Origin of the sequence: Planococcus sp. SE5232 (assembly GCF_050686535.1) — a bacterium.
Classification (GTDB): Bacteria; Bacillota; Bacilli; order Bacillales_A; family Planococcaceae; genus Planococcus.
In genome coordinates this window covers 538,012-559,018 of the sequence record NZ_JBOGCP010000001.1, presented here as the reverse complement: position 1 = coordinate 559,018, position 21,007 = coordinate 538,012, and the positions used below count along the sequence as shown (strand labels likewise).

At 44.9% G+C, this 21,007-nt stretch carries 26 protein-coding genes; 3 read left to right on the top strand and 23 right to left on the bottom strand.

The genetic code is table 11. The features are described from left to right. Nucleotides 1-31 precede the first annotated feature (31 nt). The 6 genes from ACRC6Q_RS02655 to ACRC6Q_RS02630 form a co-directional block, all read right to left on the bottom strand. Nucleotides 32-856, bottom strand: coding sequence for a metallophosphoesterase (locus ACRC6Q_RS02655; RefSeq protein WP_223640491.1), 825 nt, complete (start codon nucleotides 854-856; stop codon nucleotides 32-34). 97 nt (nucleotides 857-953) lie between these two features. Continuing rightward, nucleotides 954-1,358 (bottom strand): VOC family protein, encoded by a 405-nt coding sequence (locus ACRC6Q_RS02650; protein WP_223640507.1) that lies wholly within the window; start codon nucleotides 1,356-1,358, stop codon nucleotides 954-956. A 95-nt stretch (nucleotides 1,359-1,453) separates the two neighbouring features. Continuing rightward, entirely contained in the window at nucleotides 1,454-2,239 is a 786-nt protein-coding gene (locus ACRC6Q_RS02645) for an ABC transporter permease (protein WP_431465752.1), read from the bottom strand. Next, on the bottom strand, nucleotides 2,236-3,117 hold the full coding sequence (locus ACRC6Q_RS02640; protein ID WP_223640513.1) for an ABC transporter ATP-binding protein: 882 nt from the start codon (nucleotides 3,115-3,117) through the stop codon (nucleotides 2,236-2,238). The genes ACRC6Q_RS02645 and ACRC6Q_RS02640 overlap by 4 nt, the downstream gene beginning before the upstream one ends. Continuing rightward, nucleotides 3,114-3,308, bottom strand: a complete 195-nt coding sequence (locus ACRC6Q_RS02635) for a PLD nuclease N-terminal domain-containing protein (protein ID WP_223640516.1) — start codon at nucleotides 3,306-3,308, stop codon at nucleotides 3,114-3,116. Before ACRC6Q_RS02635 ends, ACRC6Q_RS02640 begins: the two co-directional genes overlap by 4 nt. A gap of 144 nt (nucleotides 3,309-3,452) precedes the next feature. Further along, nucleotides 3,453-4,049: a peptide-methionine (S)-S-oxide reductase MsrA gene (locus ACRC6Q_RS02630; protein ID WP_411730370.1), complete on the bottom strand. Its 597-nt coding sequence runs from the start codon at nucleotides 4,047-4,049 to the stop codon at nucleotides 3,453-3,455. A 241-nt stretch (nucleotides 4,050-4,290) separates the two neighbouring features. Here ACRC6Q_RS02630 and ACRC6Q_RS02625 point away from each other — a divergent pair, with 241 nt between their 5' ends. Then, complete coding sequence (locus tag ACRC6Q_RS02625) at nucleotides 4,291-4,875, top strand: protein-L-isoaspartate(D-aspartate) O-methyltransferase (RefSeq protein ID WP_223640524.1); 585 nt, start codon at nucleotides 4,291-4,293, stop codon at nucleotides 4,873-4,875. 71 nt (nucleotides 4,876-4,946) lie between these two features. Here the strand turns inward: ACRC6Q_RS02625 and ACRC6Q_RS02620 are convergent, their stop codons facing one another. Beyond that, nucleotides 4,947-5,453 carry a DUF2243 domain-containing protein gene (locus tag ACRC6Q_RS02620; RefSeq protein WP_431465751.1) on the bottom strand — a complete coding sequence of 169 codons (507 nt, stop codon included), beginning with the start codon at nucleotides 5,451-5,453 and terminating at the stop codon, nucleotides 4,947-4,949. 300 nt (nucleotides 5,454-5,753) lie between these two features. Between ACRC6Q_RS02620 and ACRC6Q_RS02615 the strand changes: the two genes are divergently transcribed. Further along, entirely contained in the window at nucleotides 5,754-6,449 is a 696-nt protein-coding gene (locus tag ACRC6Q_RS02615) for a DUF2294 domain-containing protein (RefSeq protein ID WP_223640544.1), read from the top strand. Between the two features lie 108 nt (nucleotides 6,450-6,557). Here the strand turns inward: ACRC6Q_RS02615 and ACRC6Q_RS02610 are convergent, their stop codons facing one another. The 3 genes from ACRC6Q_RS02610 to ACRC6Q_RS02600 form a co-directional block, all read right to left on the bottom strand. Then, nucleotides 6,558-6,752 carry a hypothetical protein gene (locus ACRC6Q_RS02610; protein WP_223640547.1) on the bottom strand — a complete coding sequence of 65 codons (195 nt, stop codon included), beginning with the start codon at nucleotides 6,750-6,752 and terminating at the stop codon, nucleotides 6,558-6,560. A 272-nt stretch (nucleotides 6,753-7,024) separates the two neighbouring features. Further along, a complete protein-coding gene (locus ACRC6Q_RS02605) occupies nucleotides 7,025-8,248 on the bottom strand; it encodes a MalY/PatB family protein (RefSeq protein WP_223640550.1) in 1,224 nt (407 codons plus the stop codon). Between the two features lie 115 nt (nucleotides 8,249-8,363). Continuing rightward, nucleotides 8,364-10,472 carry a DNA topoisomerase 3 gene (locus ACRC6Q_RS02600; protein WP_431465750.1) on the bottom strand — a complete coding sequence of 703 codons (2,109 nt, stop codon included), beginning with the start codon at nucleotides 10,470-10,472 and terminating at the stop codon, nucleotides 8,364-8,366. A 139-nt stretch (nucleotides 10,473-10,611) separates the two neighbouring features. On the opposite strand from ACRC6Q_RS02600, the gene ACRC6Q_RS02595 reads away from it, so the two are divergent. Next, nucleotides 10,612-11,286, top strand: a complete 675-nt coding sequence (locus ACRC6Q_RS02595) for an oxidoreductase (protein ID WP_431465749.1) — start codon at nucleotides 10,612-10,614, stop codon at nucleotides 11,284-11,286. A 44-nt stretch (nucleotides 11,287-11,330) separates the two neighbouring features. On the opposite strand, the gene ACRC6Q_RS02590 is transcribed toward ACRC6Q_RS02595, so the two are convergent. The 13 genes from ACRC6Q_RS02590 to ACRC6Q_RS02530 all read right to left on the bottom strand — a co-directional run bounded on the left by ACRC6Q_RS02590 (nucleotide 11,331) and on the right by ACRC6Q_RS02530 (nucleotide 20,974). Next, nucleotides 11,331-12,107: a sulfite exporter TauE/SafE family protein gene (locus ACRC6Q_RS02590; protein ID WP_223640559.1), complete on the bottom strand. Its 777-nt coding sequence runs from the start codon at nucleotides 12,105-12,107 to the stop codon at nucleotides 11,331-11,333. A 59-nt stretch (nucleotides 12,108-12,166) separates the two neighbouring features. Continuing rightward, entirely contained in the window at nucleotides 12,167-12,394 is a 228-nt protein-coding gene (locus ACRC6Q_RS02585) for a sulfurtransferase TusA family protein (RefSeq protein ID WP_431465748.1), read from the bottom strand. 56 nt (nucleotides 12,395-12,450) lie between these two features. Next, on the bottom strand, nucleotides 12,451-13,578 hold the full coding sequence (locus ACRC6Q_RS02580; RefSeq protein ID WP_431465747.1) for an MBL fold metallo-hydrolase: 1,128 nt from the start codon (nucleotides 13,576-13,578) through the stop codon (nucleotides 12,451-12,453). Between the two features lie 41 nt (nucleotides 13,579-13,619). After that, the gene (locus ACRC6Q_RS02575; protein ID WP_223640582.1) at nucleotides 13,620-14,177 is read right to left on the bottom strand and encodes a sulfurtransferase TusA family protein; all 558 of its coding nucleotides are present in this window, start codon (nucleotides 14,175-14,177) and stop codon (nucleotides 13,620-13,622) included. A gap of 42 nt (nucleotides 14,178-14,219) precedes the next feature. Next, complete coding sequence (locus tag ACRC6Q_RS02570; RefSeq protein ID WP_223640586.1) at nucleotides 14,220-14,516, bottom strand: rhodanese-like domain-containing protein; 297 nt, start codon at nucleotides 14,514-14,516, stop codon at nucleotides 14,220-14,222. Between the two features lie 13 nt (nucleotides 14,517-14,529). Next, nucleotides 14,530-14,895 carry a rhodanese-like domain-containing protein gene (locus ACRC6Q_RS02565; protein WP_431465746.1) on the bottom strand — a complete coding sequence of 122 codons (366 nt, stop codon included), beginning with the start codon at nucleotides 14,893-14,895 and terminating at the stop codon, nucleotides 14,530-14,532. Between the two features lie 31 nt (nucleotides 14,896-14,926). Then, on the bottom strand, nucleotides 14,927-15,409 hold the full coding sequence (locus ACRC6Q_RS02560) for a DsrE/DsrF/DrsH-like family protein (RefSeq protein WP_191714935.1): 483 nt from the start codon (nucleotides 15,407-15,409) through the stop codon (nucleotides 14,927-14,929). Between the two features lie 140 nt (nucleotides 15,410-15,549). Then, nucleotides 15,550-15,810, bottom strand: coding sequence for a metal-sensitive transcriptional regulator (locus ACRC6Q_RS02555; RefSeq protein ID WP_431465745.1), 261 nt, complete (start codon nucleotides 15,808-15,810; stop codon nucleotides 15,550-15,552). Between the two features lie 147 nt (nucleotides 15,811-15,957). Then, nucleotides 15,958-16,341, bottom strand: coding sequence for a DUF302 domain-containing protein (locus ACRC6Q_RS02550; RefSeq protein WP_223640606.1), 384 nt, complete (start codon nucleotides 16,339-16,341; stop codon nucleotides 15,958-15,960). Between the two features lie 185 nt (nucleotides 16,342-16,526). After that, nucleotides 16,527-17,912, bottom strand: coding sequence for an SLC13 family permease (locus ACRC6Q_RS02545; RefSeq protein ID WP_431465744.1), 1,386 nt, complete (start codon nucleotides 17,910-17,912; stop codon nucleotides 16,527-16,529). A gap of 13 nt (nucleotides 17,913-17,925) precedes the next feature. Then, a complete protein-coding gene (locus tag ACRC6Q_RS02540; protein ID WP_223640615.1) occupies nucleotides 17,926-19,425 on the bottom strand; it encodes a tripartite tricarboxylate transporter permease in 1,500 nt (499 codons plus the stop codon). A gap of 14 nt (nucleotides 19,426-19,439) precedes the next feature. Continuing rightward, nucleotides 19,440-19,898: a tripartite tricarboxylate transporter TctB family protein gene (locus tag ACRC6Q_RS02535; protein WP_223640618.1), complete on the bottom strand. Its 459-nt coding sequence runs from the start codon at nucleotides 19,896-19,898 to the stop codon at nucleotides 19,440-19,442. 65 nt (nucleotides 19,899-19,963) lie between these two features. After that, nucleotides 19,964-20,974, bottom strand: coding sequence for a tripartite tricarboxylate transporter substrate binding protein (locus tag ACRC6Q_RS02530; RefSeq protein WP_431465743.1), 1,011 nt, complete (start codon nucleotides 20,972-20,974; stop codon nucleotides 19,964-19,966). Nucleotides 20,975-21,007 lie beyond the last annotated feature (33 nt).

Below are 21,007 nucleotides of genomic sequence, written 5' to 3'. Positions count from 1 at the left end.
GTCAGCCTATAATTCACGACCCATCATTCGCTTATCCTTTTTCCAGCGTTACAACAACAATTTCCGGCAAATTGAAAATACGGACAGGAAAAGTACTGTTGCCAAGCCCGCGGCTGACAACCATTTTCGATTGACCTTTTTCGAAGATTCCTTCCGTCACTTTAGGAAACCACCCTTGCCCCGGAGCAATCAACCCACCAATTCCAGGAATACGGATTTGTCCGCCATGAGCATGGCCAGAGAAGACGACATCTACGCCTCTTCCCGCATAAATAGAAAAATATTCCGGTCGATGTGCCAGCAACAATGTAAAATCGTCCGTCAACTGTGCCTGATCGAGGCTATGCTGAGTCACTTCTTCCTCATGGAAATCAGGTTCCATGAGCGGATCATCGATTCCTGCAATCTGGATTGTTTCCTCATCTTTTCTCCATTCGACAGAATCATCCGCCAGGACCGTGACACCTCGTTCCTGCAATGCTTCCATAATTTCGTCTACCTTATTGGAAGCCACTTCATGATTGCCAGTCACGTAATATACTTCACTCATTTCTACGAGGGCATCCACCAAAACCAAACTGGCATCCAGATCATAGCGGTTGCTGTCCACAAGATCTCCTGTCAAAAAAATGGCATCAGGTTCAGCCGCTTCCACCTTTTCAATCAGCGACGATTGATTTCTTCCAAAAGTCGCGTTATGTAAATCGGATACCTGAACAATTCTTGCTCCATCGAAAGCTTCCGGCATCTTATCCGATGCTATTGTATATTCAGTGGTTTGCACCCACTTATTGCTGCTCCAGATTCCACCCCATACCACTAGCGCGAGCAGTAAGAATACTGCCAGTTTCTTCATAAAAATTAACCTCTATTCGATTCTGATTCAGTCCACGGGGTTGTCATACCCCCTTCTTTTCTTTTGGCAACGCAGCCAAAAACGTTCCAAGCTTTCCTTATACATGGACGTTCCCTTCACCTGGTGCTGTGATTTCAATTTTCAAGCGATCAGGCCCCTCAAGGAAAACCGCATAATAATTTGGACCACCTGCATAAGGGTGAAGATCTTCATACAGGACTTGCGCTCCCCATTGTCTCATTTTTTGAGTCATCACGTCCACTTGCACGCGTGAAGCTGCCTGAAAGGCTAAATGGTTCAACCCCGTTTGTTTCCGGTGATATGGAATCTGGATGAATTGCTCCTCCGTTTGCACAAACACGATATATGTTGGACCTGACTTGTAGCTGAAGCCTTTTTCCCATTCCTGAAACAGGGCATACCCGAGCGGCGGCAACAGCTCACTGTAAAACGATTTGGCTTCCGGTAAATTTGAAACATTAAGTTCTACATGATGCAGCAATTGCTCCAGCTCCTTTTCGCCAAACTTCCGATTTTATCCCAAAAGTACATATCCCAGCAAAGCCCTTGCCGCTTTTTATCCGATTTATTTCCCTATTAGACTTTTGTTTTAGCTTTGTTTTTCCGAGATATCCAGCTTCCGAAACCGAATAAAACCAAAATGATAACAACAGTAATTCCGACGGCTCCCCAGAGGCTGGGAAGATCCGGGTTCCCTGTCAGCCAAGTTGCTGCATACTGAGGGATTTTGACTGGTGAGACAGACCAATTCGCCCCCAAAAGACCATCGGCTAATTGAAGAAGCACATATAAAGCAAATGCGGCAGCGGCGGCAAGTCCACCATTTGGCAAAGCGGCACTTGCAGCTAAAACAATGGTGAGGATGAGCAATACCCAGAAACTATAGAAGCCGATCATTTGAAGAAGCTTGATGATTTCTACCTCTCCGAAAAATAACCGTGTATAGTAATAGCCCGAAAAGAAACCGAGCCAAACGCTGGCCAAGGAAATGGCAGCCGCCACCACCCACTTACTTAAGAAATAAGCGGAAAAAGAGAGTGGGCGCACATACAATAAAGTCGCAGTTCCACTTTTCCGTTCCCCAGCTATGGTTGCCATATACGCGAGAATTAGCACAGCCATACCAATGGTTTGAAATTGTTGAAGGACCGCCATTAAAATTTGTTCCGGTGTCGGGGTCGGTATTTCAAAAACCGCACCTTCCGGCAAACCGTCGGATGCTTCCAGTATTTGCGGAAGAAAGTAATTCACTGCAGGTTCTGTAATTCCCAAAAGGATAAAAATAGCAGGTATCCAGTAAATTTTATAATTCCGTATATTTTCCCGCCACTCTTTTTGCATCAAAATGCCGAAATGCTTCATTTGCCAGCAACCACCTTTAAAAAGATTTCTTCCAATGAAGCTGTTTGAAACTCGACGCCTAGAACATCTTGTTTTTTAGAAGCCAAAACCTGAAGTACCTGCTGCATGGTTGGACCACTTTTCTGAACCGGAAGAAAGATGGAATTCTCTTTAACTTCAGAACCCCATGCCTGTCCTTCAGCAAACTCCACCGCTTGGGCATAGTTTTGAAACCGGATTCGGATACGGGGATTGGCATGCCGATCTCTGACTTCACTCAACGAGCCTTGCTCAATCAGCCGCCCGTCTTTCATAAACAGCAACTGGTCTGTCATTTCTTCCGCGTCGTTTAAAATGTGGGTCGAATACAGGATCGTCGTATCCTGTTGCAGAGATTTCAACAAATCCATGATTTCCCGACGTCCGGTAGGATCCAGAGCTGAAATCGGTTCGTCCAAAAGAAGCAGTTTTGGCTGATGGACAATGGCCTGCGCAAGACCCAGACGCTGTTTCATCCCTCCTGAAAAAGCTCCGGTTTTTTTAGTCAAGGCAGTTCCGAGTCCTACAAATTCCAATGTGCGCGTTGCCTGTAATCTCGCTTTCTTTGTTTCAACACCACTTAGTTTTGCAGCCATTTCTGTAAATTCAAGAGCTGTCAACCAAGGAAAAAATTGCGGATACTGGGGAAGAAAGCCGATTGTCAGCCCTTTGGCCATCGTGACTTTCCCACTGGTCGGAGACAGGAGATCAGCCAACATCGATAAAGTTGTCGTTTTCCCTGCTCCATTCGGACCAATCAAAGCCGTGGCCGTGCCTTCTTCCAATGCAAAAGAGAGTTCTTCAGCTGCATTTTCCTGTCCATAACGTTTTGTCAGTCTTTCTACTTCTACGATGTTCAATAATTTTTCCTCCCAATGACAAAGTATAGAATGGGTCCAATAATGTTAATGACAACAATAAAGATGCCCCACATCCATTTCGGACCGTTTGGATTTGGGTTTTTTATCAAGTCTACCAATGCAAAAATCATCAGAGCCAATTGGATGATGAGGATTGGCAACAATGCCAAAATCAAAGTTGTTTGATCCACTGGGTGTCACCTCTTCTTAATATTATTTTAAAAAACCGTACAGTTCTATGTTCTCTGCCTTCGCTGTCTTTCCCTTTTTTTAAAAAACGCAAAAAAAAAAAACCGAAAACTGCGTTCGTTCGGTTTTTTCTCCTTTTACTTGGTCTACCATTTCATCTTTGAAAAAAGATCAATCAAATAGGCCTTTTCTTGTTCGTCAATGTTCCACTGAGCCATTTCTTCCAGCATACCAGCTTTTGTACCGAAGCCTTTCACAAATCCGTTTAACCGGGCAGCGAAAGTTGAGTCCGTCAGCAATGCCGGGTTCGGGTAAAGTTCAGCGGTCTGTTCCAATGCTTTCGGATAACGCTTCAGGTAGTATTTTTGATGACGTTCCTCGGCCGGAGTGAATTGGCTGAAAGGTGAAATTTCCGTTTCAATCAGCTCCCCTAACTGCAGCTCCATTTCTTCTTTGATTACGTCAATCGTTCGCCGCTGTTGCTCTGTGTGGTAATGCAGTAAAGAGATATACTGTCTCCCTTTATAATTATCGCGATTCGGGTAATGATTCTGCCAAAATTCCCTAAGCACCTCTGCATAGCTGATCATCAATGGATCAAACTCAATTTGGACTGTTTCTGTATGATCGCCCATGCTGCGGTAAGTAGGAGACGGGAACGTTCCACCCGCAAAACCGACACGCGTTCGGACGACTCCAGGGATGCTCCCGAACCTCGCCTCCGGTCCCCAGAAACACCCCATCCCGAATGTAGCAAGTTCCAGTGGCCGACCGTTTTGATAGAGTCCTTCTTCAATTTTTTTAATGGTCTTTTGCTGAAATCCCATCATAAACACCCCTTCTTTGAAGACACCGATCTCCGTAGCAATTACTATACAGTTCGCAATGATTTCCTTAAAATTAACGTAACAAGACTGCTCAGAAAATGCATGGCTCAGCTACTCCGTTTGGTGCAGCTCCAATAAAAGAAAGCAGGTGGAAGTAATGAACAGTCAACGAAAAGAAATCATCTCCTATTTCAAACAGATGGACCGCAGCTTTTTTATGGACACCAACAAGGACCTGGCCTCTTTCGACCAAGCCCTGCCGATTGGATTTGAACAAACCATCTCTCAACCATCTTTGGTTCTCGAAATGACCTTAGCACTTGACCTTCAGCCAAAACAGAAAGTACTCGAACTCGGAACAGGGTCAGGTTTTCAAACCGCTTTGCTGGCCGCTTTTTCTGGAACCGTCTATACCATCGAGAGAATTGAAGAATTGCAGAAGCGCGCAAAAGAGCGGCTAGAGCAATTGGGTTTCCAAAACATTCATTATAAATTGGGTGATGGCAGTGAAGGATGGGAAGAACACGCACCCTTCGACCGGATCATGGTCACCGCTGCGGCTTCCGAAGTGCCGAGAGAACTGCTCGAACAATTAAATGGGGGTGGAAAAATGGTTATTCCGGTTGGAAACTCATTCAGCCAGGAACTCCGTTTGATTGAAAAGGATATAGACGGTAAAACCCATACCACAATTTTAAATGAAGTCCTATTCGTTCCATTAAAAGGAAAGTACGAAAAGTAAAGCCACTATTTTTCTTGTGATGATAATTGCAGGCACACACTTTGATAAAAGACTGGAGAATTCGAGGTTCACTACCGATTTCCATTGGACTTTATTGGCGTGTTCGGGGTTTGCCAAAGCAGAACTATTCCAGCTAAAAGCAAAATCACCGCTGTAATATTCCAAACCAGATCATACGGCAACAAATCCACGCCGTAGCGAATTTGGTGAAGCTCTAATAACTTATGTTGAATGATGCCATCGTAAAGTTGAAAGGCTCCGGCACCAACCAATATGCCACCTGTCCATCTCTTAGGCCACCAGGCTTTTCGCCGTTGGAGATCAGCCAAAAGAAACAGGGAAGCTACAGTCGCAAACCAGCTGAAAGCATGAAATAAGCCATCTGAAACTAGTCCTGCATCCGTTGTGGATCGATCATAGAAATGATGCCAGTGCAACAATTGATGAAATACAGTTTCGTCGATAAACGCCACTAAGCCGATACCAAATAAAAGTCCTGACCAGACGTTTCTTTTGGCATGGACTCTACGGTTTTTCTCTTTTGTGTAGTCAACGGTTTTGACTGTAGATGAAGGCATGGAATCCTCCTTTCTTGGTCAAGCGAGCAGAAAAATGCCCGGGCAGCTTTTTCCAAATAATACCCTTTTTTTACCGGTACCAAACAAATAAACAAATGAAAAACCTTATTCCTGATTCAAAAATCCTAAACTTTTTTACAAAATCGCTCCTTTCTTCCAAAATACAGAATTAAGAAGTCAAAATCCCAATATCTCATTTCGATTTCTTTAAATGCCCGTGCTAATCCCGTATAATGAAGCCAATTGAGCAATAACAAACAGCCGGAACTTTACAGCCACACAATAAAAGGAGAGCTAAACATGTCCAAAGAAAAAACAATGCACACTGAAGTCGGCAGCTATATTTCCACCTTATTGCGTGACCATTTTGGAAAAGGGCCTACCTCAGTATTCGTGACAGTCAAACCTCCTTTTATTTCTATACACCTTCGGGGATTTTTGGCTCCAACTGAAAGAATTTTGCTAAAACAGCAGGAGCATCGAAGGGTGTTGGAAACGCGGGACCTATTGATGAACCAGTTGGCAGCAGATATAAAATTGGATTTATGGAAGATTGGAAATCTGGAAGTTGAAGAGGTATATGCAGACTGGAATTTAGACGATCAAACCGGGATGATATTGGCGATCATGGCGGATAAGTCTGGAGCAAAAGAAATTGAATGGGATTCAGCTATTCAGATTGAAAGTGTCCGTGAAGAAGTGAATGAAGCCAGCCGAAAAGCACAAAAAACACCTGAATCGACAGAGCTGTACTGGTTAAACAACCGGACACTATTGATCGAGCGGTCCGGAATTTTTGTTGAAATCGAAAAAGAGTTGATCCGTGGTGGCTTTGTCGAGGAATTGAAATTAGTGAAGCGTCCTTTGGAGCGAAGATTATTATTGCAGACACGCATCGAAGCTATTCTCGAGCAATCTATTTTGGAAGTGTTCCTCGACTGGAACTTCATTTCGGATAAAGGGTATATTGTGTTGTTGCTGGAAAACGCCAAATAAGAAAAAGCCAGCTTTAGCTGACTTCTGAAACCATGGACAAACTACTCGTCCATGGTTTTTTTCAATTTGATAACTTCTTGGAGCCTTCCGCCTTCTATAAAATCTCTTTTAGCTGCTGATGGTCTGGGCTGTCTGGCAATGGGGACAGAACTCATACGAATCTTCTTCCTCCAGCTGCTCGATATAATCAGCACGATCTGTAAATTCCCTTTTTTCCACAGGCGTTTCTACAAACCCGCACCGGTCTCCCGCAAATTGGCGTTGATGGATTTTCTTTTTCTTGTGATCCACAAAGTAATGCATGAAATTCGCTTCCTTTCTTTTTCAGAAATAGAAAAAGCCGAAAAGAATCACCTCTGTTTCAAGGCAATCTTTTCGGCTTTTATATCAGCTCTATCGTCTGAAATATTTAACCAAGATATAAAATTAGATGTGAGATGGGCAGTAGCCACAATTACGAATGGAATTTTATACCAAGTCGGAAACGCTATCGTTTTCCAAGTCTTTTTATTATACTAAATTTCGCAGTAAAGGTAAAGTGACAGTAAATTCAATTGCCTGTAAAATCAGACAGTTTATTGTTCCTCTACTTTTCTCAAATCCTTTTTATGGGAAATGTCTTCGAATTCTTTGGCTATTCGTTCTAAAGCTTCTTTAATGAGCGGCCGTGGGGAAGGTGTACAGATTCTTTGATAGAATTCCCCTTCTTCACCGAACATGCTGCCGTCTTCCAGCAGGACATTGGCTTTATTATAGATACGGTCGTGGATATCTTTTGCTGAAATGCCGTAGCCGCTGAAATCCAGCCACATAATATATGTGCCTTCCGGAATGGCTACCTTCACTTCAGGCATTTTTTCAGCTAAGAATTCCTTTATATACACCATTGTGCCATCAACGTAATCCTTTAACTGCTCAAGCCAATCCTCACCTTCGTTATAAACGGCAATCAATGCAGCAATGGCAAATGGAGAGGCCAATTGCATACCCATTTCAGTGGCGAATTTAGTGCGCAGCTCTTCATCCGAAATGATGACATTGGTGCAATGCAATCCCGCAACATTAAAGGTTTTGTTGATGGCTGTACAGGTGATGATATGGTCGGTTTGGTCGGCTACTTTAGCCATCGGAATAAATTCCTTTCCACGGCGCAGCAAATCTCCATGGATTTCATCAGCCACGATTAAGACATTGTGTTCATGGCAGATGGCAGACATCTTTTTCAACTCTTCTTCATTGAAGAGTCTGCCTGTCGGGTTATGTGGATTACAAAGAATGAACATTGTCGTATGGTCATCCTTTGCCTTGGCTTCGAAATCCTCGAAATCGATGGAATAATAACCATCGGCCTCCTGTTTCAGCGCGTTGTTCACTACTTTTCTGCCGTTTCCTTCAATCACGGAAGTGAAAGGAGGATAAACTGGACGTTGGATGATGATGCCATCTTCCAAATTCGTAAATGCCTTAACCGCAATATTCAATGCATGAACCGTGCCTGGGCTATAGACAATCTGCTCTTTTTCGACTTTCCAGCCATGCCGCTTCTGCATCCAGGACTGGATGGCCTCAAAGTATTCATCCGGAAAAACGGAATAGCCGTAAATCCGGTGATCCACTGTTTTGTGCAAAGCTTCAACTAAAGGCTGAGGAACCGGCAAATCCATATCGGCGGTAAACAGCGGAATCGTGTCCTCATCGTATCGTTCAGTAAGACCGAATTGTTTGATCAGGTCCCCTCCATCCCATTTCATGGAGTAAGTGCCTCTTCTGTTGACGATTTCATCAAAATTATATTTCATGCGAAACTCCCTTTCCAGTGAATTGTTAGGTTATGTCTTCTTTATTCATTATCAAAGAAAGACTGGAGCCATTGCAACCAATCAAGCTTTTGAGTCTCAGCCCTACTTAAAACCTTTAAAACTCCATCTTCAATTTGCCCTCTTCCAACACCAGTTTGGCGTTGAACTTCTTGCCGTTTTTCGAAACAAAGCCTTTAATGACTGGCGTCTTCCCTTTTGTGCACAAGTATTCAATCTGCTTGGCCGTTAACCGCTTCTTCAGGAAGGTTGCCGGAAATGACTGCTTGCAGCCATTGGCGTGTTCGGTGCAATTGTAAGAGCCTCTCCTTGATACGATCATACCGGTCTTGCATCTCGGACAAGGAGCGATTTCATCTTTGGCGCTGGGCGTCGCCATCTGTGCCGGCAATCCGTTCTTCTGCATTTGCCCAGGTACTTCATCGAGCAGCTTTTGGATGAATTTGCCGATCGTCGCCAGAAACACCTCCGCCGAACCTTCGCCCTTCCCGATTTTCTTCAGATAGGTCTCCCATTTCGCGGTCATCGACGGGCTGGAAAGCAAGTTCCCTTCGATGGACTGGCACAGGATGCGTCCTTTATCAGTGATTGAAACGATGTTTTTAGTTACTGAAATGTATTGATGGCGTTTGATCGTCTCGATGATTCCGCTTCTTGTCGCTTCTGTTCCCAGTCCTTCGACTTCTTTTAGGATCTCGGTGTCTTCCACATCCTCGACAAACTTCCCGCAGGTCTTCATCATGGCGATCAACTGGCCTTCCGTATAGGGTTTTGGCGGTGTCGTCATACTTTCTTTTATGTCGACCTTGCTCTTCACCCGCTCCTGCTCCCGCAATTCCGGCAAAGAGGGTTCCTGCTTGGTTTCCTTTGCGGGTGGAAACAGCTCTCTCCAGCCTTTTTCAAGCTCGGTTTTTCCAGTTGTGAAAAATGCCAGTCCTTTGACGTCCGTAGTCACTTTGGTTTCGGCGTAGCGGTAATCTTTATGGAACATCGCTAGAGTTGTGCGCAAAACTTCTTCATAGAGATTTCGTTCGTCTCTTGCCAACCCTTCCAGTTTTCTTGCGGTCGGAATGGTTTTTGTTGGAATGATGGCATAATGCTCCTGGACTTTAGAGCTGTCCACAAACCTCTTTTTCGGTGATTTGGAAGCAATCGGGAATGGTACATCAATCAGCTGTTGGTATTTTTCGACCTGTCCTGCCAAATAGCTGAACTCACCCGGTGTAATATGCTGGGTATCCGTTCTTGGATAGCTGACAAGTTTCTTTTCATACAATCCCTGCATGACAGACAACACTTTAGCCGGACTGTATTTCCATTTCCGGTTCGCTGCAGCCTGCAAGGTCGATAACGAATGAAGCTGTGGCGGCGGTGTGCGTTTTTCGGTGGTCTTCATCTGAGTCACAATGCCTTCTTCCTTGGCAGTAATGGCATGTTTGGCCAAAAGCTCTTCCGCTTCTTTCCGCTCTTTTGCCCTCAGCTTTGCTTTGCCCTTGTAGCGCCCTTTTTCCGCGTCAAAAACACCTTCAATTTCATAAAAAGGCTCTGGTACGAACGCTTCAATTTCTTTTTCGCGCTGATAGATCAGGAACACGGTTGGTGTCTGCACACGTCCGATGGCAAAGACTTCGTGAATGCCTTTTTCCTGAAGCAAAAGGGAATATAGGCGGGATCCGTTCATCCCGACGAGCCAATCACTGATTTGACGCGCTTTGGCTTCCTGATACAATAATAGGTCCTGCCGATTGTCCCGCAGTTCCTGAAAGCCTTTCCTCACTTCATCCGCTTCCAGTGAATTGATCCATAACCGCTGAATCTTCTTGTTTTTGGCACCTGTCTGGTAATAGATGCTATAGAATATATTGGAGCCTTCCCGGTCAACGTCACAGGCGTTGATGACCGTATCGGTCTGGAAAATCAATTTTTTGATGATGCCAAATTGCTGTGCCTTGCCTCTTGCCACCTGAAACTGATAGGTATCCGGCAAAATCGGCAGCGCAGTCAGCGACCATTTTCCCCATTTCGGGTCATAGGCCTTCGGTTCTTTTAGTTCCACAAGATGTCCGATTCCCCATGTGATATAGGCACCCTCTGGAAAAATCGCATCGGGTGCAAGTTCAATATAGCCATCGCGTTTCACGGACTTGAATGCTTCCGCATAGGCTTTTGCCTGGCTTGGTTTTTCAGCGACTATCACTGGTTTCATGCGCTTCTTCCTTTCCTATCGATCTTTCTCTTATTGTACCCCTTCAGCCAAAGAATCAAAGCAAAAAAGACAATTCCCTGTATAGTGGGGTATAGTAAGTTCTAACAGATAGATGACACAGAAAAAGGAGTCGTTCAAAATGAACAACAAAACCGCTTTACTGGCAGGTGCCAGCGGACTGGTCGGCAACGAATTGCTCCATATCCTCCTAGAAAGCCCCCATTACAAAGGGGTGAAAATTTTGGTGCGCCGTCCACTCGACATGGCACATGAAAAACTGGAACAAGTAATCACGGATTTCGACAAACTGGACGATTATGCTAAGCACTTTGATGTAGATGATGTCTATTGCTGTCTCGGCACCACCATTAAAAAAGCCGGATCACAGGATGCATTCAAAAAAGTCGATTATGAATATCCCTTAAAGATGGCTGAATTGGCAAAGTCGCAGCAGGCAAAGAACTTTCTGATCATCACTGCCTTGGGTGCTGATGCTGAGTCAAAAGTCTTCTACAGCCGTACCAAAGGGCAGCTGCAAGTCCGCCTGAAGAAAATAGGCTTGACGGCACTTCATATTTTCCAGCCCTCTTTACTGCTTGGCAATCGTCAGGAATTTCGATTGGGTGAAAAAGCAGCCACCATCCTTAGCCCGGCCCTCAGCAAATTGCTGAAGGGAAAAATGAAAAAGTATAAGCCTGTCGAAGCAAGAGATGTCGCACTCGCCATGTATGAAGTAGCTCAAATCGAGCGCACTGGCAACTACACTTACCCACCAAACCGAATCGAAAAAATAAGCGCCCAAAGCGCTGACTGATAAAAAGAGAGGGCGCCTGTTACAAGGCGCCCTCTCTTTTTGCACTAAAGGATATCTGTCCAGATTTTAATCGCTGTAGCTAAAATCAGTAGAGCCAATATCCATTGCAGGTATTTGGTATTCATTTTTTGCCCCAGCTTCGCTCCAAGAGGCGCTGCTAGTATACTTGCGACAATCATAACAGCTGCCGGGCCATACAAAATCTGATCGGTAACGATTTTGCCGACTGTCGAACCGATGGAGGACAGAAAGGTAATCGCAAGCGAAGTCGCGATGGTCATCCGGGTCGGGATCTTCAATACGACCAACATGATCGGCACCAGGATAAAGGCACCGGCTGCCCCAACGATTCCGGCAGCGATCCCGACGATAAACGCCAATCCTGCTGCCAGCCATTTGTTGAAAGTAACCTGATCCAGCGGGATATCATCCACGCCTTTTTTCGGCATGAACATCATGACAACCGCGATGGTCGCCAGTACCGCGTAGACAATATTGATGGCCTGCTCAGACAGCAAAGTCGATCCGTAGCCGCCGATGAAGCTCCCCACTAAAATGGCGCCCCCCATATAAGCGATTAGGGTTTTATTCAAATAGCCGCTGCCACGGTATGCCCAAACACCGGCAATCGTCGCAAAAAAGACCTGGATGGCACTGATCCCCGAGACTTCATGGGCGCTGAATGCCGTGTACCCCAACATCACCGGTATGTAGAGCAGCATCGGATACTTGATAATCGAACCACCGATTCCCACCATTCCTGAAATGAAGGAACCTACAAAGCCGATCAGAAAAATGACAATGATAAAGTCCATACTCATTTCTTTTCACCTCTCTAAAAGGGAAAAGGGCATCATGGCGATGCCCTTTAATCCGGCTCTTAGCCTTTCTTGATCCAGAATGTAAAGACATCTCCATTTTCCTGCGAATCCAGCAACTCATGGCCGCCGGATTTTGCCCATGCAACTAAATCCGCTTTCGCACCCTTATCGGTTGCCAGAATTTCAAGAATCTGTCCACTTTCCATTTCTTTCATTTCTTTTCTTGTTTTTACGATCGGCATTGGGCATGCCAGCCCTTTTGCATCCAATACTTTATCTGCGTTCATCAAAATCTCTCCTTTTGGTTTTTATTTACTGTTAACTTTTTTCTCTAAATCGTTGCTTAGCGAACCGCACAACGGTTTGGTCCGATTTCCATTTCACGCTGAACTTCTTCATCAGGCGTAATCTTGCCCATATTCGTTTTGCGGATATCCTGATAAGCGTTCGGCTGCGGCGGCAGGTTTTTTGTGACCATATCACGGAACTCCTGCTCATCTGCAATATTCAGGCCATGGTTTTCCTTGAACAGATCACCTAATTTTTTAGCGACACTGCCATCTTCGTTCAACTCTTCCATGATCATGAAATGAGCCGGCAGAACCACAAGTTCATTGGCTAATTCCTTGTAACGTGTGTACAGGGATTCTCTTAAATCGCCAACCCAGTCATCAGCCAAGCCTGCAAGATCCGGCCGTCCGATAGAGTCGATGAATAGAATATCGCCTGTCATCAAGTATTTATGGTCTACGATGAATGAGGTAGAACCGATTGTGTGCCCCGGTGAATAAAGAGCTTCAATGTCGATTTTCGAGTTGCCGATCGCCACTTCCAAGCCGTTTTCCAAAGCCGTATAGCCAAATACCACTTCTTCCGCATCAGCCGGCGGCAAGTAATAAGTTGCGCCTGTTGCTTCTGCAATTGCACGGCCCCCGGAAATATGGTCAGCGTGCAAATGCGTATCGAATACATGCTTGATGGTTGCGCCTTTTTCCTGCGCGAAGTCCAAGAAGATATCTGTCATGCGTGTTGCATCAATAACAGCGGCTTCCCCTTCAGAGATGGCCATGTACGACAGGCATCCCTTGCCAAGACGAACAAATTGATACAATTCGCCGCCGCCTTGCAATTCACCGACTTTCACTGGTTCCAGGTGCTCACTCCAAGCTTTCATGCCGCCTTCAAGATAGACCACGTCAACACCTTCCTCTGACAGCATTTCTGCCACCATGACGGAAGAGCCTTCTTTTGCACAGACTACCAGGATGTCTCTATCTGTCGGCAATTCTGAAACCACTTCTTCGACGCCGTCCAATAAATCGAAATAAGGGGTATTTATATACTGGATATTCCCGCCTTCGATTTTCCAATCAGCAAAGGCATCTCCATTTCGTACATCCAGGATGAACAATGGCTGATTGTTCACTACTTTCTTTGCTACTTCACTTGCTTTCATCGCTTTTACCGTCATACTCAAATTACCTCCAGGGGTATATATTTTTCTAAATTTTTTTACTCTGTCTTCCCTGTCCAGTTGCTCATGCCAGGTACTACATTGTATAAAGTGCCAAAACCATTTTTGGCCATCATATCTCCTGCAATGCCGCTTCTTCTTCCCGAATGGCAAATGATATAAATTGCATTTTCTTTGGCTAATTCAGCCATTCGTGCTTCGACTTCGCCTAAAGGAATGTGGATTGCTCCCGGAATATGGGCTTCTTCAAACTCATCTTTTTCACGGACATCCAGAATCGTCATGTGCTCGTCAGCTTCCACCTTTTGAGTGAAATCAGCCAGTGAAATTTCTGGAATGGTGATGGTTTCTTCAGGAGCTCCAGCTCCATCTTTGCGAAGGAAATGATGTAAAACGTCCCCTTCAGTTTCAGTGCCGATATATTGATGGCCTGAACTCTTTGCCCATGCCTGCAGATCAGCTGTTGAACCTTTATCTGTTGCAAGGATTTCCAATACTTTTCCTGAATCCATCGTTTTCATCATCTTTTTTGTTTTCACGATTGGCATCGGGCATGCCAGCCCTTTTGCATCTAATGTTAAGTCAGTTTGTACCATTTATATTCCTCCTTGGAGATTTGCCTGTTCTTCAGCAGGCGTTTAGTTTGTTTCGCCATTCCAATCCAGCATTCCGCCATCCATATTGGTCACTTTATAACCATGGTTTTCAAGGAAATTGGTGGCTTGTCCGCTTCGTCCGCCTGAACGGCAAACCATGATATATTCTTTCGATTTATCGAGTTCATTCATCCGAAATTCCAGTAAGCCCAAAGGAATATTGGTGGCGCCGGGAATTTTCCCTGCCGCAACTTCATTGGTTTCCCGAACATCGATCAAATTGATTGCTTGTTTGCTTTCCACTAATTCCTGAACTTGCTGAGTTGTCATTGTTTTCATTATAATTTCTCCTTTATGCGCGGTAGCTGCTCATACCGCCTCTGATATTTGTGACGGTGGTGAATCCGTTCTTCTTCAATAATTGGCTGGCTTTGCTGCTGCGCACACCGCTTTGGCAAATGATCAGTACTTCTTTTTCTTTTGACAATTCATTCATACGCTTCGGCAACTCATTTAATGGGATGTTCTTAAAGCCCTTAATGTGGTTCCCTTTGAACTCTCCCGGCGTTCGAACATCGATATACTGCTTATCTTTCTTGCCGAGCTGCGTTTTCATTTCTTCTGTAGAAATCGATTCGATTCCTTTAGCCGGTGAAGTGAACCGGTAAGCTACCCAAAGAGCTGCCACTCCAATCAGAACCCATAGTATCCATTCCATGCTGCATCTTTCCCTTCTGCTGTAAATGCGATTAGATGAATAGGTTGACGTTGCCGTCTTCGGCATCTCCAAGATAGGCAGCGACTCCTGCATATTCGACTCCGTCCAACAGTTCTTCTTTCTGCAAACCAAGAAGGTCCATCGTCATCGTACAAGCGATCATTTTTACGTCCTGTTCTTCTGCCATTTCAATTAATTGGGGCAAGGTCAGTGCATTGTGCTTTTTCATGACTTGCTTGATCATTTTAGGTCCCATTCCGCCGAACTGCATATTCGATAAACCAAGTTTATCTGCACCTCTTGGCATCATTTTCGCAAACATCGTTTCTAAGCGTCCTTTTTTCAACGCTGGCGGATTTTCTTTCCGTAATGCATTCAATCCCCAAAATGTATGGAAGATTGTCACTTCATGATCGTATGCCGCAGCACCATTGGCAATAATGTAAGCTGCCATCGCCTTATCATAATCCCCGCTGAATAATACGATCGTCGTCTTCTTTTGCTCTTGTGCCATTTTAATGCCTCCATTTTTAATTACCCGTGGGGGTATATTTTATTTCGAAAAAAAATGACGTTTTATAGTGGCGCCGCACTTTTAAATACCCTACAGGGTATAATAAAGCATGTCTTTCTGAAAGTCAAACAAAAATTTTTTTATCTGCTTTTCACTAGCAATTCGACAGCTTCTTTTACCATGCCTTCAGTGCTTTCGCCTTTTTCGATGCTTTCGCGTACACATGTCTCCAGGTTATCGCTGACAATAACACCAATGGCGCGATCAACTGCGCTTCTTACCGCGGATAGCTGCATGACTACGTCTCTGCATTCTCCATCATTTTCAACCATTTTGATGACACCGCGAAGCTGGCCTTCTATTCTTTTCAATCGATTCTCAACAAGTTTGTCGTATTTCATCTTAACTATGCCTCCTATAAATAATATAAGGATGTTTAACTAACCCCCATAATATACCCCTAAGGGTATTAAGTCAAGCTATTGGCTCGCAATAAAATCGATCTAAGAAACATGGCAAAAGCAACTGTCCGCAGACCGTGCAGCAAGTTATGCAGATTGATCGATGCACTTGATCAATCGCTCTTCAATATCTTCAGCAATCGATTTGATATTCTCGTCTTCCACCATGCTGATTAAAGCGGTGGGCTTCGGCATGCCGATTTTCACGCTATCGCTTTCCTTATAGACAACGATTTTACATGGCAGGAAATAGCCGATCATCAAGTTTTCCGATAATACGCGGTTCGCTTCTTTCGGGTTGCAGACTTCCAAAATAGTGTAGGGGGTATCAAAGTCTTCTCCTTTTTCCTGCAGTTTTGCAGTTAAGTCGAAATTCCATAAGACACCGAATTTCTCTTCCTTTAAATTCTCTTCCAATGCTTGCACGGCTTCACTCACTGTTTTAGATGTATCTACTGTGTAATTAAACATATTCATATTCCTCCTCTTATTTTTGGTCTTATAAGTACCCTACCCGGTATATTTTAAGGTAAACATTCGAGAGGAAGGCGCCTTAACCAAAAAACCTTCATCCTCTAGTGATCGGATGAAGGTTTTTGAAGACATTCAGTTTTCCGTTTTGATATCTTCCTGCAGTTCGATTTCTGCGAATGGGTTCATTGCCAAAAGAATACTGCCCAAGTAATCGCTATGGCAGTAACCACAAAACTCGAATACCCCCCGATAATGAGTTGTTCCTTTAAGGAGAATGCATTTTTTTGAAAAGCAAGAAACGTCGTGGGTGAGTGAATTGGTAAAATGGTAACGCCACCGATCATCATAATTACTAAAAAAGCAGAAGACATGACAGACAAATCCAAAATACCTGCGTAGTTTATGATAATAGGAAAAATAATGATCATGGAAGTGGAAGGAACAACAAACAGGAAGCGCAGGATAAAGATAAAGCAGGCAATGTAGACAGTATTCCCGAAGTCACCCAGTCCATCCGGCAGCAGACCCATCAACTGCTCAGCCAGTACAAAGGCAGTCCCGCTCTCTTCAATTATGTAGCCTAAGGAAAATGATGAGCCCAGAAGCAAAAAAGTTTCCCAATCATAATCCCTTACTGTTTTATTCGTTATCAGCCCATTGACCGGCATCGCATAGTAGCCGACCAATAGCAACGGCGCCAAAACCAACGGCACCTGCTGATGGTCTAAAACAATCCAACTGACGATCATGATGACAAAAGGCAGCATAATCCACCAGAACCTCGGCGGAAGCGCCCCATCTTCCATTTCAGGAATTTTCGAATCAGCAGCAACTAGAAGAGCGCTATTCCGCTTAAAGTAAAACCAGACCCCGAAGCTTACAAGCAGCATGGCCAGCCATAAAGGAGGAGCGATGCGCAAAAACCAACCAAGCCACGAAATTTCGATGCCGCCAAAATCCTTCAACAATTGTGCTGCCAAAATCGGAAATCCGCCGCCCGTAAAGACAATCATCGTCGCATTCTGATTCAGCATACCGATTGCATACATGCAATATTTTCGGAACAAGCTTTCCTGGCCAAAACCAAACCGATCATTCACCTGTTCAATGATCGGTTCGAGTATACGAAACCGCGCGACCGCCGACGGCAGAAGGATAGGCATAAATACAATCAGCAGAGGCAGACCGAGTAAAATTGCCCGGATTCCGCCTCTGCTGAATTTTATGATGATATGGGCAAAAACACGGTCCACTCCCGCCCTCACTAAAGCGGCAGAAATGAGGGACAGCACTAAGATAAAGTAGAGAGCATTCGATAGAAATCCTCTGAAGGCTTCTTCCGGCTCATCTACAATACCGAACAGCAGCATCAATCCGATCAATACTAAACTTGATGCCGCAACAGGCAGTGGACTGAGTGTCCAGAAATAGATGGCAATCCCGAGCAGCAGGAGCGTTGATTGCTGTTGAAGTGAATAGGCGGAGCCTAGATCTGTATAAAAGAGGCCAAATGCAGCTAGAACCAACAGCAACAGGCTTAGCCATGGCCGAAGTCCAGAAAAACTCACCTGATTCCCTCCCTTACATTTTAGCCAGCTTGCGTCGGCTTCTCCACTTAAGAAGACCCGGTATGACAAGCGACAAGAAGGCGACGAGGATCAAAGACAAAGGCAGTGGACTGTTGACAAAAATCGCTAAACTGCCATTTGAAATCGTCATCGACTGTCTGAATGCCTGCTCCATCATGCCGCCCAGGATGAATGCCAGGATAAATGGCGGAGCCGGGAAAGAAAAGACCCGCATCGCAAATCCCAAGGCACCAAAAACAAGGAGCATATAAAGATCGAACACATTAAAGCTGATTGAGTAAACACCGATCAAACTGAACATGATGACCAGTGAAATCAATAGCGGCCTCGGAATGCTCAAAATTTTAGCCAGGTACGGAATAAGAGGCAAGTTCAAGACCAACAGAAAAATATTCCCTAAGTACATACTTGCAATAATTCCCCAGAAGATTTCAGGTCGATCCGTCATCAAAAGCGGACCCGGCTGAACGCCCAATACCAAAAATGCGCCCAACATAACTGCTGTCGTTCCTGAACCTGGAATACCAAGACTCAGCAACGGCACAAACGCGCCACTTGTTGCTGCATTATTGGAACTTTCCGGAGCAGCTAACCCTTTGATGGACCCTTTCCCGAATTCCTCCGGGTTTTTCGAAATGCGTTTTTCGAAAATATAACTGATGAATGAGGCGATTGTTGCGCCTGCCCCAGGCAGAACGCCCAGGATGAACCCAACAAATGATTGGCGCGTCATCGGACCGCTCATCTCTTTCAAGTCTGCACGGCTTACCTTCAGACTGCCAAGTTTCTGGTCATCGCTCAAACTGCGGTTTTTCCGGTTGAGGACCAGCATACAGACCTCTGCGATGGCAAACAGGCCAAGTGCAATAATCAAAAAGTCAAACCCATCAAACAAGTTTACATTTCCGAAAGTGAATCGCTGCGTACCGGTTTGCGGATCAATTCCTATCGTGACGACCATTACGCCCGCTACAGCAGAAATCATGGCTTTTATAGTAGAACCTTCAGATAAACTTGAGATAGCCGTCAGTCCCATCAGCATCAAAGCGAAATAGGCAGGCGGTCCAAAGGAAATGGCTACGCTTGACAGGGCAGGTGCCAATAACATCAGCATGATGACCGATACGGTTCCCCCAAAGAATGAAGCGATCGCTGCGATAGCCAGCGCTTTTCCGGCTTTGCCTTGCTGGGCCATTGGATAGCCGTCAAAAGCAGTCGCAACGGTCCCCGAGATTCCCGGAGCATTCAATAGGATCGAAGAAGTCGATCCACCGAATACCGCTCCATAATAGACACCAGCCATCATCACCAATGCCGGTGCCGGATCCATCCCATACGTGATGGGGATCATAATCGCGATGGCGCTGATCGGCCCCAACCCAGGCATCATTCCGATCAGTGTTCCTACAATGACACCGATTAAAACAAACAAGATGCCTTCCCAGCTTAAAGCGACCTGGAAACCTGTTATCATTCCATCAAAAGCATTCATAAAATCCACACCCCCTATATTGGTAAAATGCCTTTAGGCAGCGAGATTCCTAATGCAAAAACAAAAATCGCATACATGCCCAGAGGAAATAAAATTGAAACGATGATATTCGTTTTCCATTTGGTATATCCTAAAAACCAAGAGCTGAAAAAAATGAATACAGCCGTCATGATGATGAAGCCAAGCGCTTCGAATAATAAAATATAAAGAAAAATCATTGCGAAAACAGCCAACAACACCAATAACTCTTTTTTAGGGATATTGCGTTTCTCTTTTTCCGCTTCCGTTTCAATGGCTTTAGAAAAAAACAGCGCCGCAGACAGTATGAGCATCAACACGCCGAGGCCTTTGGGTATAACGTCTGCATCTACAGGAGCATACGGATAATTAGGCAATTGAAAACTTAAGAACAAGTAAACGGCCGCGATGATGAATAGTATAAGACCAATTCGTTGATTGATTGTCGACAGCATGTAGAACGCCTCCTTCAGACTGAAAAGAGAGAAACCGAATAATCGCTATCCGGTTTCTGCTTCTTTTAGTTTCCTAAACCAATTTCTTCTAGCAATGTTTCGATCTCTTGATATTCTGTATTCAGGAACTCTTCGTATTCTGCCGAATTCATGTACATCTCGTTCCACCCATACTTCTCACGTACTTCAGCAAACTCTTCAGATTCACTCAACTCCTGGAATTTCGCTTCATAGAATTCTACGGCCGCCGGATCCATGTTTGGCGGTCCAAAGAATCCGCGCCAGTTGATGAAGCTTTCATCGATTCCTTGTTCAATAGCTGTAGGGAAGTCAGAAAGAACTTCGCCTTCCATCCGCTCTTCAGCTGTTATGCCCAGAACTTTGATGTTTCCAGCACGTACTTGTTCAACCACTTCACCGACTCCTGTAGAAAACACATCCACTGAGCCGTTCAGTACTGAAGTCAATGCACCGCCATCCTGATCGGATACGTATTTGATTTGAGTCGGATCGACTCCAGCCGCTTTAGCGATGCGGACGAACTGCATATGGTCCATGCTTCCTGGTGCTGATGTCCCAACGACCGTCACACTTTCAGGATCTTCTTTCATCTGGTCGAACAAGGCATTCAGGTCATCCCATTCGCTGTCTGCACTTACTGCAAAGGCACCGTAATCCGCAATCATGTTTGCTAATGGCGTGAAATCTTCATGCCCAAACTCGGATTGTCCGTTTAGAGGAACGAACATCAATGGCGGTGATGCCACGAATAGATTATAAGGACTGTCATCTTGTCCATGAATGTAAGCCCAGGCAATCGCACCTCCGCCGCCTTCTTTATTCACTACCGTCATATTCTCTTCGATGATCCCTGTTTCCCCAAAGACCCGTGCCACTTCACGTGCTGTTGTATCCCAGCCGCCGCCAGCTCCAGCGGGTGCCACCATTTCGATATTTTGTGTGGGTTCGAATGCTCCACCCTCTCCAGTGTCCCCGTTAGTGGATTCTTCTGAGTTACACCCTGCAAATACCAAAGCACTGCCGGCTAAAATGGTTGTAAGTATCGTTTTTTTCATTTGACTTCCTCCTCTTGTTTTTCAATTAAACTG